Annotated in this window: 13 protein-coding genes; 11 read left to right on the top strand and 2 right to left on the bottom strand. The window is 59.9% G+C overall.

Features of this window, described 5'->3' with window-relative positions:
* The first annotated feature begins 26 nt into the window (after positions 1-26).
* The 9 genes from algG to VY732_RS04820 all read left to right on the top strand — a co-directional run bounded on the left by algG (position 27) and on the right by VY732_RS04820 (position 11,277).
* Positions 27-1,613 carry a mannuronan 5-epimerase AlgG gene (algG, locus tag VY732_RS04860; protein ID WP_331694797.1) on the top strand — a complete coding sequence of 529 codons (1,587 nt, stop codon included), beginning with the start codon at positions 27-29 and terminating at the stop codon, positions 1,611-1,613.
* Positions 1,614-1,623: 10 nt separating this feature from the next.
* Positions 1,624-3,084 carry an alginate O-acetyltransferase gene (locus VY732_RS04855; protein ID WP_007914298.1) on the top strand — a complete coding sequence of 487 codons (1,461 nt, stop codon included), beginning with the start codon at positions 1,624-1,626 and terminating at the stop codon, positions 3,082-3,084.
* Positions 3,085-3,092: 8 nt separating this feature from the next.
* A complete protein-coding gene (locus VY732_RS04850; protein WP_116029537.1) occupies positions 3,093-4,217 on the top strand; it encodes a mannuronate-specific alginate lyase in 1,125 nt (374 codons plus the stop codon).
* A 380-nt stretch (positions 4,218-4,597) separates the two neighbouring features.
* Complete coding sequence (locus VY732_RS04845; protein WP_105705580.1) at positions 4,598-6,163, top strand: MBOAT family O-acyltransferase; 1,566 nt, start codon at positions 4,598-4,600, stop codon at positions 6,161-6,163.
* Between the two features lie 10 nt (positions 6,164-6,173).
* Entirely contained in the window at positions 6,174-7,349 is a 1,176-nt protein-coding gene (locus tag VY732_RS04840) for an alginate O-acetyltransferase (protein WP_331694794.1), read from the top strand.
* A gap of 14 nt (positions 7,350-7,363) precedes the next feature.
* Positions 7,364-8,020 (top strand): alginate O-acetyltransferase AlgF, encoded by a 657-nt coding sequence (locus VY732_RS04835; protein WP_007914291.1) that lies wholly within the window; start codon positions 7,364-7,366, stop codon positions 8,018-8,020.
* 215 nt (positions 8,021-8,235) lie between these two features.
* Positions 8,236-9,687 carry a mannose-1-phosphate guanylyltransferase/mannose-6-phosphate isomerase gene (locus VY732_RS04830; RefSeq protein WP_077571209.1) on the top strand — a complete coding sequence of 484 codons (1,452 nt, stop codon included), beginning with the start codon at positions 8,236-8,238 and terminating at the stop codon, positions 9,685-9,687.
* Positions 9,688-9,951: 264 nt separating this feature from the next.
* Positions 9,952-10,416, top strand: coding sequence for a multidrug transporter (locus VY732_RS04825; protein WP_077571208.1), 465 nt, complete (start codon positions 9,952-9,954; stop codon positions 10,414-10,416).
* Positions 10,417-10,452: 36 nt separating this feature from the next.
* Complete coding sequence (locus VY732_RS04820) at positions 10,453-11,277, top strand: SDR family oxidoreductase (RefSeq protein WP_331694793.1); 825 nt, start codon at positions 10,453-10,455, stop codon at positions 11,275-11,277.
* 117 nt (positions 11,278-11,394) lie between these two features.
* On the opposite strand, the gene VY732_RS04815 is transcribed toward VY732_RS04820, so the two are convergent.
* Complete coding sequence (locus VY732_RS04815) at positions 11,395-12,276, bottom strand: LysR family transcriptional regulator (protein WP_331695841.1); 882 nt, start codon at positions 12,274-12,276, stop codon at positions 11,395-11,397.
* 109 nt (positions 12,277-12,385) lie between these two features.
* Here VY732_RS04815 and VY732_RS04810 point away from each other — a divergent pair, with 109 nt between their 5' ends.
* Both VY732_RS04810 and VY732_RS04805 read left to right on the top strand, forming a co-directional pair.
* Positions 12,386-13,756, top strand: coding sequence for an MFS transporter (locus VY732_RS04810; protein WP_331694791.1), 1,371 nt, complete (start codon positions 12,386-12,388; stop codon positions 13,754-13,756).
* Positions 13,753-14,151 (top strand): DUF4440 domain-containing protein, encoded by a 399-nt coding sequence (locus tag VY732_RS04805; RefSeq protein ID WP_331694789.1) that lies wholly within the window; start codon positions 13,753-13,755, stop codon positions 14,149-14,151. Before VY732_RS04810 ends, VY732_RS04805 begins: the two co-directional genes overlap by 4 nt.
* A 129-nt stretch (positions 14,152-14,280) precedes the next feature.
* Here VY732_RS04805 and VY732_RS04800 read toward each other — a convergent pair whose 3' ends face one another.
* On the bottom strand, positions 14,281-15,147 hold the full coding sequence (locus VY732_RS04800) for an HlyD family secretion protein (RefSeq protein WP_331694787.1): 867 nt from the start codon (positions 15,145-15,147) through the stop codon (positions 14,281-14,283).
* Positions 15,148-15,156: the final 9 nt, after the last annotated feature.

Below are 15,156 nucleotides of genomic sequence, written 5' to 3'. Positions count from 1 at the left end.
TGCAAACCGCCAAGGGAGTGCCCGACATGATCAGCACCAGGATAGGCTCACTCAGCCTGCTGGCCGGCGCGATGCTGCTGGCCAGCGCTGGCGCCTTCGCCAACGTGGAGCCGACGGTGCCACAACCGGCCAAGCCGGCCACCATGGCTAAAGAGCTGCAACAAGCCAAGACCTACACCGTCAGCAGCGCGCCGACCGAAGCGCTGAATCTGGCCGCGCCGAAACTGCCGGACATTTCCGGCTACACCGCCGAAGCCGCTGCGGCGAAGATCAACCGCAGCAAAGCGGGCAAGATCAGCGTGCGCCGGATGATGCAGGAAGATGCGCTGAAGGACTTTATCGGCGGCGACAACAAGATGGCCGAATGGGTGGTGCGTCAGCACGGTATCCCGCAAGCGATCTTCGTCGATGACGGCTACATGAACCTCAAGGATCTGGCGCAGAAACTGCCCAAGCAGTATTTCAGCGAAACCTCGCCGGGCGTGTACCTGTCGAAGCTGCCGATCGTGGTGGGCCGTAAAGGCATCCTCGAAATCGACGGCCAGACCCAGGAACTGCGCCTGTCGCAAGAGGCCGGTGCGTTCATGGTCAACGACGGCCAGCTGTTCGTGCGTGACACCAAAGTCACCGGCTGGCGCGAGAAGGAAAACGGCCCGGCGACCTTCCGTTCGCCGAAGGAATTCCGTCCGTTCCTGCTCGCCTGGGGTGGCACCGAGACCTACATCGTCAACAGCAAGATGGCCAGTTTCGGCTACGCCAACAGTAAGTCGTACGGCGTGAGTATTTCCCAGTACACGCCGAACATGGCCAAGGTCCTCAAGCGTCCTGAACCGACTGGCTGGATCGTCGGCTCCGAGTTCTCCGACATGTGGTACGGCTTCTACTGCTACGAGACCCGCGACTTCGTGGTCAAGGGCAACACCTACAAAGACAATATCGTCTACGGCATCGACCCGCACGACCGTTCCCACGGCCTGATCATTGCCGAGAACACCGTGCACGGCACGAAGAAGAAGCACGGGATCATTATTTCCCGTGAGGTCAACGACAGCTTCATCTTCAACAACAAGAGCTTCGACAACCACCTCTCGGGCCTGGTGATCGACCGTAACAGCGTCAACAACATCATTGCCTACAACGAGATCTACAAGAACCACACCGACGGCATCACCCTCTACGAGTCTGCCGACAATCTGCTGTGGGGCAACAAGGTCATCAGCAACAAGCGCCACGGCATCCGCATTCGTAACAGCGTGAACATCCGCCTCTACGAAAACGTTGCCATGGCCAACGGTTTGACCGGCGTCTACGGCCACATCAAAGACCTCACCGACACCGACCGTGACATCAAGCTCGACCCGTTCGATGCGCAGGTGTCGCTGATCGTCGTTGGCGGTGAGCTGGCGGCCAACGGCAGCGGCCCGCTGTCGATCGATTCACCGTTGAGTGTCGAGCTGTATCGCGTGTCGATGCTGGCGCCGACCAAATCCAGCGGCATCAGCTTCAACGGCATCCTCGGCGAGCGCCAGGATGAAATTCTCGACCTGCTGGTGCGCCAGCAGAAAGCCGTGCTGATCGACCCTGTCGAACGCCAGACCGAAATGCGGGACTGAGGATAATTTTATGCACCCACACTTGATCAGATTACTCAGCCTGTCGGCCCTGACCGTGGGCATTCTCGCGGCCAGCAACGGCGCGCGCGCCGATGAAGGCGCCGCTGCCACGCCGCCAAAATTCAGCGCCGAACCGTGCTGCAACCTGTGCCCGGCCGCCCATGACGCGAAGAACTACACCACGCGTTATCAGCAGAACTTCACCACGTTGGTGCAGGCCCAGGGCGACTGGTTGTTCCGGACTCAGGAAGATTTGCGCACCGAGTTCAACACCACCCCGGCCGGCTACAAACGCCTGCAACAACTGCACGATGCGTTCAAGGCCAAAGGCGTTGAGCTGGTGATCGTCTATCAGCCAACCCGTGGTCTGGTGAACCGCAACAAGCTCAACCCGCAGGAAAAAGCCGCGTTCGATTACGAGAAAGCGCTGGGCAACTACAAGACCATGCTCGGCCGTTTCGCCAAGATGGGTTACGTGGTGCCGGACCTGTCGCCGCTGACCAACGAGTCGCTGCCAGACACCCTGCCCGCCCACGATTTCTACTTCCGTGGCGATCAGCACTGGACGCCATACGGTGCGCAGCGCACAGCGAAAATCGTCGCCGAGAAGGTCAAGCAGATCCCGGCCTTCGCCGACATTCCCAAGCGTGAATTCGAGACCAAGCGCTCCGGGCGCATGGGCAAGACCGGCACCCTGCACAACATGGCCGGGCAACTCTGTGGCACCAGTTACGCGATCCAGTACATGGATCAATTCACCACCGAGCCTAAGGGCGAAGCGGGTGACGGCGACCTGTTCGGTGATTCCGGCAACCCGCAAATCACCCTCGTCGGTACGTCGCACAGCGGCAAGAACTACAACTTCGCCGGCTTCCTCGAAGAAGCCATTGGCGCCGACATTCTTAACGTCGCCTTCCCCGGCGGTGGTCTGGAAGGTTCGATGTTGCAGTACCTGGGCAGCGACGAATTCCAGAAGACGCCGCCGAAGATTCTCATCTGGGAATTCTCGCCGCTGTACCGCCTCGACCAGGAAACCATCTATCGCCAGATGATGTCTCTTCTCGACAACGGCTGCGAAGGCAAAGACGCGCAAATGTCCGCGAGCACCACGCTCAAGCCGGGCAGCAAACAAGAACTGCTGGTCAACAGCAAGAACCTGAACCTGCAGAACAGCAGCCATCAGGTCGACATCCGCTTCGCCGATCCTTCGGTGAAAACCCTGCAAGCCACCCTCTGGTACATGAACGGTCGCCACGAGGACATCAAGATCGAGAAACCGGAAACTTCCGACACCGACGGTCGTTTCGCCTTTGAGTTGCGCACGGACGAAGACTGGGCCTCGCAAAACCTGCTGGCGGTCGAAGTCCAGGGCCCGGAAGCGGGTACCGCGCCACAGAAAGTCGAAGCGAAAATCTGCAAACGCAACGTATTCCCGGGCGCTGGGCAACAAACCGCTCAGGTCGGGCAATGAGGTCTGCTATGCGAAACTCGAAACTGAAAACTCTTTTAGCGCCAACGCTGCTCGGGCTGGCGATGTTCGCCGGGGCGACTCAGGCCGCCGCGCCATTGCGTCCACCTCAGGGCTATTTTGCGCCTGTGGATAAATTCAAGACCGGTGACAAAAGCGAAGGCTGCGATGCGATGCCGACGCCGTACACCGGGCCGCTGCAATTTCGCAGCAAATACGAAGGTTCGGACAAGGCCCGCGCAACGCTGAACGTGCAGTCGGAAAAAGCCTTTCGCGACACCACCAAAGACATCACCACGCTGGAACGCGGCACCGCCAAACGGGTGATGCAGTTCATGCGCGACGGTCGTCCGGAACAGCTCGATTGCACGCTGAACTGGCTGACCGCGTGGGCCAAGGCCGATGCGTTGATGTCGAAAGACTTCAACCACACCGGTAAGTCGATGCGCAAATGGGCGCTGGGCAGCATGGCCTCTTCGTACATTCGCCTGAAGTTCTCCGACTCGCACCCGCTGGCCCAGCATCAGCAGGAAGCGCAGTTGATCGAGGCGTGGTTCAGCAAAATGGCCGATCAGGTGGTCAGCGACTGGGACAACCTGCCGCTGGAAAAAACCAACAACCACTCCTACTGGGCTGCATGGTCGGTGATGGCGACCTCGGTCGCGACCAACCGCCGTGACCTGTTTGACTGGGCGGTGAAGGAATACAAGGTTGGCGTCAATCAAGTCGATGCCGACGGCTTCCTGCCGAACGAACTCAAGCGTCAGCAACGCGCTCTTGCCTATCACAACTACGCCCTGCCGCCGCTGGCGATGATCGCCAGTTTTGCTCAGGTCAACGGCGTTGATTTGCGCCAGGAAAACAATGGCGCGCTGAAACGTCTGGGTGATCGGGTGTTGTCGGGGGTGAAAGACCCGGATGAATTCGAGAAGAAGAACGGCAAAGAGCAGGACATGACCGACTTGAAAGAGGACATGAAATTCGCCTGGCTCGAACCGTTCTGCACGCTCTACACCTGTGCGCCTGATGTGATCGAGAAGAAGCACGGCATGCAGCCGTTCAAGACTTTCCGCCTGGGTGGCGACCTGACCAAGGTCTACGACCCGTCGCATGAAAAGGGCAACAAAGGCTCATAAAGCAAAAGCCCCTCACCCTAACCCTCTCCCGGAGGGAGAGGGGACTGACCGAGGTGGCTGTGCGAGTTACGCCGAAATGAAATACCGAGTCGATCTCAGGTGTTGAAAAACAACCGAGATCAGGCTGCACAGAAATACCGAGTCGATCTCAGGCTTTGAAAAAAACGAGATCAGGCTGCAAGGAAATACCGAGTCGATCTCCATTTTTGAAAACCATGGAGATCAGGCTCCCTCTCCCTCCGGGAGAGGGCGGGGGGTGAGGGAAAGATTTCAAGGCCCTGCACAACCCTGACAGAAACACCGTTTCACCCCTCCACTACCACGGGGGGTTTGGGGGGGCTTTGGCCCTTGACTGTTGGTTCAAACATGGAGAGATCGGGATGGTATTTTCATCCAACGTGTTCCTGTTTCTGTTCTTGCCGATCTTTCTCGGCTTGTACTACTTGAGCGGGCAACGCTATCGCAACCTGCTGCTGCTGATCGCCAGCTACGTGTTCTATGCCTGGTGGCGTGTGGACTTCCTCGCGCTGTTCGCCGCCGTCACATTGTGGAACTACTGGATCGGCCTCAAAGTCGGTGCCGCCGGTGTGCGGACCAAACCGGCGCAGCGCTGGCTGTTGCTCGGCGTAGCAGTCGACCTGTGCATCCTCGGCTACTTCAAGTACGCCAACTTCGGCGTCGACAGCATCAACGCGATGATGACGTCGGTCGGTCTTGAGCCGTTCATCCTCACCCACGTGCTACTGCCGATCGGGATCTCGTTCTACATCTTCGAGTCGATCAGCTACATCATCGACGTGTATCGCGGCGACACCCCGGCCACCCGCAACCTGATCGACTTTGCGGCATTCGTGGCGATCTTCCCGCACTTGATTGCCGGCCCGGTTCTGCGTTTCCGCGACCTCGCCGACCAGTTCAACAACCGCACGCACACCCTCGACAAGTTCTCCGAGGGCTGCACGCGGTTCATGCAGGGTTTCATCAAGAAGGTCTTCATCGCCGACACCCTCGCGGTGGTCGCTGACCATTGCTTCGCCCTGCAAAACCCGACTACCGGTGATGCCTGGCTCGGCGCGCTGGCGTACACCGCGCAGTTGTATTTCGACTTCTCCGGTTACAGCGACATGGCCATCGGTCTGGGCTTGATGATGGGTTTCCGTTTCATGGAGAACTTCAAACAGCCGTACATCAGCCAGTCGATCACCGAGTTCTGGCGTCGCTGGCACATCAGCCTGTCGACCTGGCTGCGTGACTATCTGTACATCACCCTCGGCGGTAACCGTAAAGGCACGCTGATGACCTATCGCAACCTGTTCCTGACCATGCTCCTCGGTGGTCTGTGGCACGGCGCGAACATCACTTACATCGTCTGGGGCGCCTGGCATGGCATGTGGCTGGCGATTGAAAAAGCGCTGGGCCTGAACACTTCGCCGCGCAGCCTCAACCCGATCCGCTGGGCACTGACCTTCCTGCTCGTGGTCATGGGCTGGGTGATCTTCCGTGCCGAGAACCTGCACGTTGCCGGGCGCATGTACGGCGCGATGTTCAGCTTCGGTGAATGGTCGCTGTCGGAACTCAATCAGGCCAGCCTTACCGGTCTGCAAGTGGCAACTTTGGTTGTGGCGTACGTAACGCTGGCCTTCTTCGGTCTGCGCGATCTGTACACCAACCAGCCGCCGGCCAAAACCAAACCTGAAGTCAACGTCGAGGCCAACGGCCCTGCCACCGCGACCCCGGGAATGATCAAGGCCGCGCCTGGCGAAAACCCGGCGAGCATCCACGAACCTGGCTACACCGTCGGCGTCGAAGCCCAGGTGCAACCGGCCTACTGGAGCGCGGACTGGTCGCGCTACGTGATGCGCGGCTTGATCCTGCTGCTGTTCATCGCCTCGATTCTCAAACTTTCGGCGCAAAGCTTCTCGCCGTTCCTTTACTTCCAGTTCTGAGGGATCTGACATGACCCGCTCATTACGCATCTTCTACATCGCCCTGTTCCTGGTGACCCTGCTGGTCCTCGGTGTGTGGTCGGTTCGCAGCTTCTTCGGCTTCAGCACCAACGCCGACGCGACGGTGCTCAACGGCCGCTGGACCAAGGCTGTGGAAACGCACTACGACGATGAATTCCCGATCAAGCGTCTGGGCACCAACCTCTGGGCCGCGCTGGATTTCAAACTGTTCAACGAAGGTCGTCCGGGCGTGGTGCTCGGTCGCGATCAGTGGTTGTACAGCGATGAGGAATTCAACCCGATCGTCAACGAAGAGCTGAACCTGCAAGGCAACTACGCGCTGGTCGAAGGCGTACGCCAGACCCTGAAAGCGAAAGGCGTGAAACTGGTGATGGCGATCGTGCCGGCCAAGGTTCGTCTGTACCCGGAACATCTGGGTGAAGTGAAACCGGCGAGCATTCACGAAAATCTCTATCAGGATTTCCACCAGCGCGTGGCGGCCGACAAGATCCTCGCCCCTGACCTGCTCAAGCCTTTCCAACAGGCCAAGCAGAACGGTCAGCAAGTGTTCCTGCGCACCGACACGCACTGGACGCCGGAAGGCGCCGAGATTGCCGCGAACACCCTGGCGAAAACCATCGCCGACAAGTTCCCGCTCAGCGGCGAGCCGCAGCGCTTCGTTACCACGCCAACCGAGAAGGTCACGCACAAGGGCGATCTGCGTCTGTTCCTGCCGCTCGATCCGCTGTTCGAAAACCTGATGCCGGCGCAAGAGCCACTGCAAAAACGCAATACCGTCGCAGCGGGCGAGCAGCCTGCCGGTGACGACGCGCTGTTCGCCAGCAATGAAGTGCCGGTAGCACTGGTCGGCACCAGCTACAGCGCCAACCCCAACTGGAACTTCGTCGGTGCACTGAAACAAGCGCTGCACAGCGACGTGGTGAGCTACGCCGAAGACGGCCACGGCCCGATCCTGCCGATGCTCAGCTACCTGAAAAGCGATGACTTCAAGAACAGCCCGCCACAGGTGCTGATCTGGGAGTTCCCTGAACGATATCTGCCTGTGAACAACGAAATCGGCGACACCGACCCGCAGTGGGTCGCAGAGCTTAAACAAGCCGGCGCGCGCCAACAAAACGTAGCTGTAAACACTAAATCCGAGACGCCCGATCGGGCGCAAAACTGAAAGAGAGGTACACCATGACTTTCACTACTACTCCTCGTCGTCTCGCTAAAAGCTTCGCTCTGGTTGCTGGCCTCAGCGTGCTTTCCGTGCCTGCCTTTGCCGGTGGCGACGCCGCGCTCTACGGCCCGACCGCACCGAAAGGCTCGACCTTCGTGCGTGTCTACAACGCCAGCAACGCAGAAGTCAGCGCGACTGTCGGCAGCACCAATCTGAGCGACGTTGCGCCACTGGCCAGCAGCGACTTCAGCTTCATGCCGGGCGGCGATTACAGTGCCAAGGTCGGCAGCCAGACCCTGCCGGTGAAACTCGCCGGTGACCACTACTACACCCTGGTCAACAACGCTTCCGGCGCGCCGCAGCTGATCGAAGAGCCGCCGTTCAAGAACAAGCAGAAATCCCTGGTGCGCGTGCAGAACCTCAGCGACAAGCCGCTGACCCTGAAGACCGCCGACGGCAAGACCGACGTGGTGCCGAACGTCGCCGCCAAGGGCCGTGGCGAACGTGAAATCAACCCGGTGAAAGTCAGCCTGGCGCTGTACGAAGGTGACAAGAAAGTCGGCGACGTGAAACCGGTCGCCCTTGAGCGCGGTGAAGCTGCGGTGCTGTACGTCACCGGCAGCGGCAGCAGCCTGTCGCCAGTCTGGGTAAAACGCCCGGTATCGACCCGCTAACAAATTTTCCGAACTGACGCATTGCCCCATGTGGGAGCGAGCCTGCTCGCGAATACGGTCTGACATCCAACATCAATGTCGACTGATACGCCGCTTTCGCGAGCAGGCTCGCTCCCACCCTTGACCGGGTTGTCAGTTCGGATACGAGACAAAAACAAGAGTGAAACGACACAGCGTTCGTGCCTCTAACCAATCGATTTTATGGAGTAAACAATATGATTCCGGTGATCTTGTCAGGTGGTAGCGGTTCGCGTCTCTGGCCGCTTTCGCGTAAGCAGTTCCCTAAGCAATTCCTCGCCCTGACCGGCGAACACACACTGTTCCAGCAGACCCTCGAGCGCCTGGTGTTCGAAGGCATGGACACCCCGATCGTGGTCTGCAACAAGGATCACCGCTTCATCGTCAACGAGCAGTTGAGCAACCGCAATCTGGAATGCCAGCGCATCCTGATGGAACCGTTCGGCCGCAACACCGCGCCGGCCGTGGCGCTGACGGCGATGATGCTGGTCAATGAAGGTCGTGACGAGTTGATGCTGGTGCTGCCGGCCGACCACGTGCTGGAAGACCAGAAAGCCCTGCAACGCGCACTGGCCCTGGCCACCGTCGCCGCCGAAAATGGCGAAATGGTCCTGTTCGGCGTGCCGGCGACCAAACCGGAAACCGGTTACGGCTACATCAAATCCACCGGCGATTCGCTGCTGCCCGAAGGCGTCAGCCGCGTTTCGCACTTCGTCGAAAAACCCGACGTCAAACGTGCCACCGAGTACGTCGAATCCGGCGGTTACTACTGGAACAGCGGCATGTTCCTGTTCCGCGCCAGCCGCTTCCTCGAAGAACTGAAAAAGCACGATCCGGACATCTACGACACCTGCCTGCTGACCCTCGAACGCAGCCAGCAAGACGCCGACACCATCACCTTCGACGAAGCCACTTTCGCCTGCTGCCCGGACAACTCCATCGACTACTCCGTCATGGAAAAAACCCAGCGCGCCTGCGTCGTGCCGTTGACCGCTGGCTGGAGCGATGTCGGTTGCTGGTCGTCGCTGTGGGAAGTCAACGAGAAAGACGCCAACGGCAACGTCACCAAAGGCGACGTGGTGATTCAGGACAGCAAGAACTGCATGATCCACGGCAACGGCAAACTGGTGTCGGTGATCGGTCTGGAAAATATCGTCGTGGTCGAGACCAAAGACGCCATGATGATCGCCCACAAAGACAAGGTTCAAGGCGTCAAACAAATGGTCAACACGCTCAACGAGCAGGGCCGCAGCGAAACCCAGAACCACTGCGAAGTCTATCGTCCGTGGGGCTCGTACGACTCGGTCGACATGGGCGGGCGTTTCCAGGTCAAGCACATCTCGGTGAAACCGGGCGCGTGCCTGTCGCTGCAGATGCATCACCACCGCGCCGAACACTGGATCGTGGTCAGCGGCACCGCCGAAGTGACCTGCGATGAAAACGTGTTCCTGCTCTGCGAAAACCAGTCGACCTACATCCCGATCGCTTCGGTGCACCGCCTGCGCAACCCGGGCAAGATCCCGCTGGAAATCATCGAAGTTCAGTCGGGCTCGTACCTGGGCGAAGACGACATCGAACGCTTCGAAGATATCTACGGCCGCTCCACCCCGATCGAACGTGGCGTGTCGGTGAAGACCATCGCGCAATAACGTTCAGTAGAACAAGAAGCCCCCGTCCAGCCCACTGCGTCCCCTATCCGCAGCGGGTTGGGCGGGGGCTTTTTTTGTTCGAACTCTGTGTCGTCTGAACTGGCCCCTTCGCGAGCAGGCTCGCTCCCACATTTGAAATGCATTTCCTGTGGGAGCGAGCCTGCTCGCGAAGAGGCCCGGTCAGACACCGCAAGTCCCGATGCCCATCGCCAACCTCACCTACGCTTAGGTAGGATGACCCTCTCTCTCCTCGAGGTTGTGCGCATGTTCATCGGCATTCTGCTGGTCATTACCTGGTTGATCCTGCTGTTGCGCTACCCGGCCAAGGCCTTGCCGGTCTCGGTGGCGGCGGCGATTGGCCTGGGCTTTGTGGCCATGTGGGTGGTGTGGCTGGACAACCGCGAGATCAAGCAACTGGCGCGCCTTGAGATGCGTATCGCGTACGCCCCGGAGCAATGCCCGGCCGATCGTCCGTTGCAACTGAAAATGAAAAACGCCAACGACGTGCCCCTCACCGAGCTGCGCTGGCGCATTGCAGCCTATGCGCCGGGTGACACGGTCAATCTGGCCGACAACCAATACACCGCGCCACGCTATCGCGGCCCCGGCGAACTGCAAGCCGGCGGCGAATGGGAAGACTGTCTGCCGATGCCGCCGCTGCGCCCCGGTTATCGCCCGCAAACCCTGGAGTTTCGCGCCGAGCGATTGCAAGGCAGTTTCTCCGACTGATCCCCTTCACCACTCTATTTGCACAAGGAATGCGCCATGCCCGTTGCGTTGATTACCGGTTGTTCCAGCGGCATCGGCCGTGCCCTCGCCGATGCGTTCAAAGCCGCCGGTTTCGAAGTCTGGGCCAGTGCGCGCAAGGCTGAAGATGTCGCGTTGCTGGCGTCTGCCGGGTTCACCGCCGTGCAACTCGACGTCAACGACAACGCGGCGCTGGAGCAACTCGGCGAGCGGATCAACCAGCAACACGGCGGCCTCGACGTGCTGATCAACAACGCCGGTTACGGCGCCATGGGGCCGCTGCTCGATGGCGGCGTGGCGGCCATGCAGCGCCAGTTCGAGACCAATGTGTTTTCGATTGTCGGCGTCACTCGCGCGTTGTTTCCGGTGCTGCGCCGGGCCAAGGGTCTGGTGGTGAATATCGGCAGTGTGTCCGGTGTGCTGGTCACGCCGTTTGCCGGTGCTTACTGCGCCTCGAAAGCAGCCGTGCACGCATTGAGTGATGCCCTGCGCATGGAACTCGCGCCGTTTGGTGTACGCGTCATGGAGGTTCAACCGGGGGCGATTCAATCGAGTTTCGCCAAGAATGCAGGGCATGAAGCCGAGCAGTTGATCAACGAGCAGTCACCGTGGTTTCCACTGCGTGAAGGCATCCGGGCACGGGCCAAGGCTTCACAGGACAAACCGACGCCGGCCAATGAGTTTGCGGCTGTGTTGTTGAAGGCTGTACAGCAGAGCAAACCGCCGCGGTTGATCCGCATTGGTAACGGCAGCCGGGCATTGCCGTTGCTGGCGGCGTTGTTGCCCAAGGGCTTGCTCGAATCGACGTTGATGAAGCGCTTCGGGTTGCGCGCAAAGCTCTGAGACCGGGTTGACGCTTTCGCGAGCAGGCTCGCTCCCACATTGGCTCTCTGTCATGCCGAAGATCCCCTGTGGGAGCGAGCCTGCTCGCGAAGAGGCCAGAAAATACACCTCAAACACTCAGCCCCAGCCCTTCATGAAATCAATGAACGCCCGCACTTTCAGCGGCAAATGCCGGGTGTCCGGGTACAGCGCATACACCCCTTGCGGCGCAAACCGGTAATCCACCAGCAAACGCTGTAGCCGCCCGGCATCAAGATCGTCCTGAATCAGCCATTGCGGCAGAATCGCCACGCCTTGCCCGGTCAATGCAAACGCCCGCAGCGTCGCCGAGTTGTCCGCGACGATGGCGGTGGTTCCCGGTTTCGGCTGGTAGAAATGCTCTGTACCGGCCGGATCGGTCACGGTCAGTTCCGGCACCCGTCCATGCCCTAACGTCGGCATCGACTCCAGCGTGGCCAGCGTGACCACCGGCGCGAAGCGCTCGACCAACTCTGGCGCCGCCACGGCAAATATTTCGAACGTCGACAACTGCACCGCACGCAGATTGGAGTCGTGCATGCGTCCCAGCCGAATCGCCATGTCAAAGCGCTCGGAAATCAGATCGGCATGGGTCGAGGATGTGGACAGATGAATGTTCAGCTGTGGTTGCTGCTGGCGAAACACCTCAAGCGCCGGCACCACCTGAGCCAAGGCAAACTCGACCGTCGTGGTGATACGCAGTGTGCCCTTGAGCTGTGCGTGCTCGGAACGCGCCTCTTCGATCGCCAGCCGCGCTTCATCCAGCGTGCGCAAACAGCGTCGATAAAAGCGCTCTCCGGCATCGGTCAGCGCCAGTTGCCGGGTGTTGCGCGTGAGCAAGGTCACACCCAGTTCTTCCTCCAGGCGCTTGAGGTTGAAGCTGACCACCGCCCGCGTTTGCCCTAGCGTATCGGCAGCAGCGGTCAGCGAACCGGCCTCGACCACGGCTTTGAAGGTGTCAAAACGATCCAGGCTGACCATATCCACGGCACTCCTTGTCAAAATAATTTTGACAAATTAGCAGCCAAACCAGCGTTTTTCTATGAGCAGAAGCGCCCTACCCTGCACGTCTCACTACAGGGAAGCTGCCATGGCTTATCGCTCGAAAGTCGCGCTGGTGTATTTGTTGGGCTTCGCGCTCGACCTGCTGAACATGTTCGTCGCCAGCATCGCTTACCCCGACATCGCTCAACAACTGCACGCCTCGGTGACGCAACTGGCGTGGATCAGCAACGCCTACATGCTTGGTCTGACGCTGATCATTCCACTGAGCGTATGGCTGGCAACACGGGTCGGCGAACGGCGGCTGATCCTCGCGTCGCTGCTGTTGTTCGGCCTGGGTTCGGCGCTGGTGGCACAAGCCGGATCGATTGAAAGCCTGATTGCCTGGCGACTCCTGCAAGGCCTCGGTGGCGGACTGCTGCTGCCGGTGGGCCAAGCCCTGGCCTATCGACAATTTCCGGCGACGCAACGCGCGCACTTCACCGGTGTGGTGTTGCTGGTGGCGCTGCTGGTGCCGGCACTGTCGCCGGCGGCCGGCGGGTTGATCGTTCAGGCATTGTCGTGGCGCTGGATTTTCTACCTGAATCTGCCGCTGACACTGCTCGCATTCGGGCTTGGCCTGCTCTGGTTGAAAGCCGATCAACCGTTCAATGAGCGTCCGACGCTGGATGCTCGTGGCCTGCTGCTGGCGGCGTCGGCACTGAGTTTGTTATTGATCGCCGTCAGTCTGGTAAGCGACGCCAGCACCCGAGCACTCGGCATCATAGTTCTGATACTCAGCATCCTGATCCTGGGCCTTTACCTGCGCGATGGCTGGCGCAAACCCGGCGCGATCCTCGATCTGCAACTGATCAAGCACCCGTCGCTGCGTCTGGCGATGTTGATCTACTTGTGTGTGCCCGGGGTGTTCACCGGCACCCACATGATTGCCGTGTTGTACCTGCACACCCTCGGTGTCGGCGCGGCGCAGACCGGCGCACTGATGCTGCCGTGGGCCGTCGGTTCGGGCGTGGCGATCATGCTTGGCAAACGCAGTTTCAACCGCATCGGCCCCAAGCCATTGCTCAGCGTCGGCATGCTCCTGCAATGCCTGGGTATTGTTCTGCTGATGCGCATCGAACAACCGGCGAGCACACCGCTGATCATCGCCTACGCCCTGATGGGGCTGGGCGGCAGCCTGTGCAGCGTGACCGCGCAGAGCTTGGCCTTCGTCGGCATTACGCCAGAAAAAATGGGCCACTCCAGCGCCCTGTGGAACATCAATCGCCAACTCGGTTTCTGCCTCGCGGCGGCGCTGCTCAGCTCACTGCTGGGCGCGTTGGGTGGTGACGGTTTCAGTGCCTGCTTTATCGCCGCCGCGCTGCTGACCGTGTTGCCAACGGTCGCCGTCCTGCGTTTCGACTCGACCCACGTGCTCGCACTATTGAACCCACCTGCCCTTGAGGAAAAAACTGCATGAATGACGCCACCCCCTACCTGGACGAAGTGATCCAGGCGCACGAAGCCATCGAACGATGGTTTGCCGTAGAAGAAGATGACGCCGCGCTGCAGCGATTGCTGGCGCGTTTTTCACCGCGTTTTTCCATGGTGACGCCGTTGGGCCGAGCGCTGGATGTCGATGCCTTGCGCCTGCTGTTCCGATCCGCAGGCGGGCAGAAGAAAGGTTTCAGAATCCAGCTCAGTGAGTTACGCGTGATTGCTTTGCATCAGCGCGGCGCGACCGTGAGTTACCGCGAACAGCAGAGCGATGCGAGCGGTGCGCACACGGATCGGCGCTCGACGGTGGTGTTTGAAAAACTCGAGTCCGGGCGGGTGTTCTGGCTGCATTTGCAAGAGACGTTTTGCAGTGAGTGAATGTTCGGCAGTTTCCTGAAATACCGAGCCGCCCTTATCGCGAGCAGGCTCACTCCTACAGGGGATCTGCGGTGTGACACAGATCCCCTGTAGGAGTGAGCCTGCTCGCGATGCAGACAACTCGGTCCATCAGTTATCCACAGCGCTCTGCTTCACCACCACCGTGCAAGTAATCCCCGCCGCCAACAGAACCCCATCCGGCACTTCATCAATGTGAATCCTTACCGGCACCCGCTGCGCCAAACGCACCCAGTTGAACGTCGGGTTCACATCGGCAATCAACTCGCGGCTTTCCGGGTTGTCGCGGTCATAGATGCCACGAGAAATGCTTTCCACGTGGCCCTTCAAGATTTCGCCGCTCATTAACTGCATGTCGGCCTTGTCGCCCACTTTGACGTGGGGCAGTTTGGTTTCTTCGAAAAAGCCGTAAACCCAGAACGAATTCATGTCGACCACGGCCATTTTCGCCTCGCCGATGCGCGCGTAGTCACCGCGGTGCACGTTGAGGTTGGTCACATAACCGTCGACCGCAGCGCGCACTTCGGTGCGTTTCAGGTTGAGTTCAGCGGCTTCCAGTTGCGCCTGGGCATGTTGGTAATCGGCCAGGGCGGCGTCGGCGATGTTGCTGGCGTCGTCGCGGTTTTCCTTGGAGATCACCAGGTTGTCGAGGTCGGCGCGGCGATGAGCATTGACCTTGCGCATCTCCCACGTCGACTTGCGCGAAGCCACCAGCGACTGCGCTTGTTTGACCGCGATACGGTAATGCTCGGAGTCGATCTGCATGAGCAAATCGCCCTTCTTCACCAGTTGGTTGTCGCGCACCGGCACATCGATCACTTCGCCAGTGACGTCGGCGGCGACGTTGATGATATCGGCACGCACGCGACCGTCGCGGGTCCACGGCGTGTTCATGTAGTGCTCCCACAACGTGCGGCCGATCCACAACGCCAGGGCCAGCACCAGCAGGGTCGCGAGCAGGCTGAAAAACTTTTTCATCAGATCGTT

The sequence above is a fragment of the Pseudomonas sp. ZY71 genome, assembly GCF_036542145.1.
Taxonomy (GTDB): Bacteria; Pseudomonadota; Gammaproteobacteria; order Pseudomonadales; family Pseudomonadaceae; genus Aquipseudomonas; species Aquipseudomonas koreensis_A.
The sequence above is the reverse complement of the archived record's forward strand: the minus strand, read 5'-3'. Positions and strand labels throughout refer to the sequence as shown.

Excerpts from the sequence above, each read along its gene's own strand:
- algG (WP_331694797.1), top strand. The coding sequence starts at position 27 with ATGATCAGCACCAGGATAGGCTCACTCAGCCTGCTGGCCGGCGCGATG.
- VY732_RS04825 (WP_077571208.1), top strand. The coding sequence starts at position 9,952 with ATGTTCATCGGCATTCTGCTGGTCATTACCTGGTTGATCCTGCTGTTG.
- VY732_RS04810 (WP_331694791.1), top strand. The coding sequence starts at position 12,386 with ATGGCTTATCGCTCGAAAGTCGCGCTGGTGTATTTGTTGGGCTTCGCG.
- VY732_RS04820 (WP_331694793.1), top strand. The coding sequence starts at position 10,453 with ATGCCCGTTGCGTTGATTACCGGTTGTTCCAGCGGCATCGGCCGTGCC.
- VY732_RS04830 (WP_077571209.1), top strand. The coding sequence starts at position 8,236 with ATGATTCCGGTGATCTTGTCAGGTGGTAGCGGTTCGCGTCTCTGGCCG.
- VY732_RS04815 (WP_331695841.1), bottom strand. The coding sequence starts at position 12,276 with ATGGTCAGCCTGGATCGTTTTGACACCTTCAAAGCCGTGGTCGAGGCC.
- VY732_RS04805 (WP_331694789.1), top strand. The coding sequence starts at position 13,753 with ATGAATGACGCCACCCCCTACCTGGACGAAGTGATCCAGGCGCACGAA.
- VY732_RS04845 (WP_105705580.1), top strand. The coding sequence starts at position 4,598 with ATGGTATTTTCATCCAACGTGTTCCTGTTTCTGTTCTTGCCGATCTTT.
- VY732_RS04855 (WP_007914298.1), top strand. The coding sequence starts at position 1,624 with ATGCACCCACACTTGATCAGATTACTCAGCCTGTCGGCCCTGACCGTG.
- VY732_RS04800 (WP_331694787.1), bottom strand. The coding sequence starts at position 15,147 with ATGAAAAAGTTTTTCAGCCTGCTCGCGACCCTGCTGGTGCTGGCCCTG.
- VY732_RS04835 (WP_007914291.1), top strand. The coding sequence starts at position 7,364 with ATGACTTTCACTACTACTCCTCGTCGTCTCGCTAAAAGCTTCGCTCTG.
- VY732_RS04850 (WP_116029537.1), top strand. The coding sequence starts at position 3,093 with ATGCGAAACTCGAAACTGAAAACTCTTTTAGCGCCAACGCTGCTCGGG.
- VY732_RS04840 (WP_331694794.1), top strand. The coding sequence starts at position 6,174 with ATGACCCGCTCATTACGCATCTTCTACATCGCCCTGTTCCTGGTGACC.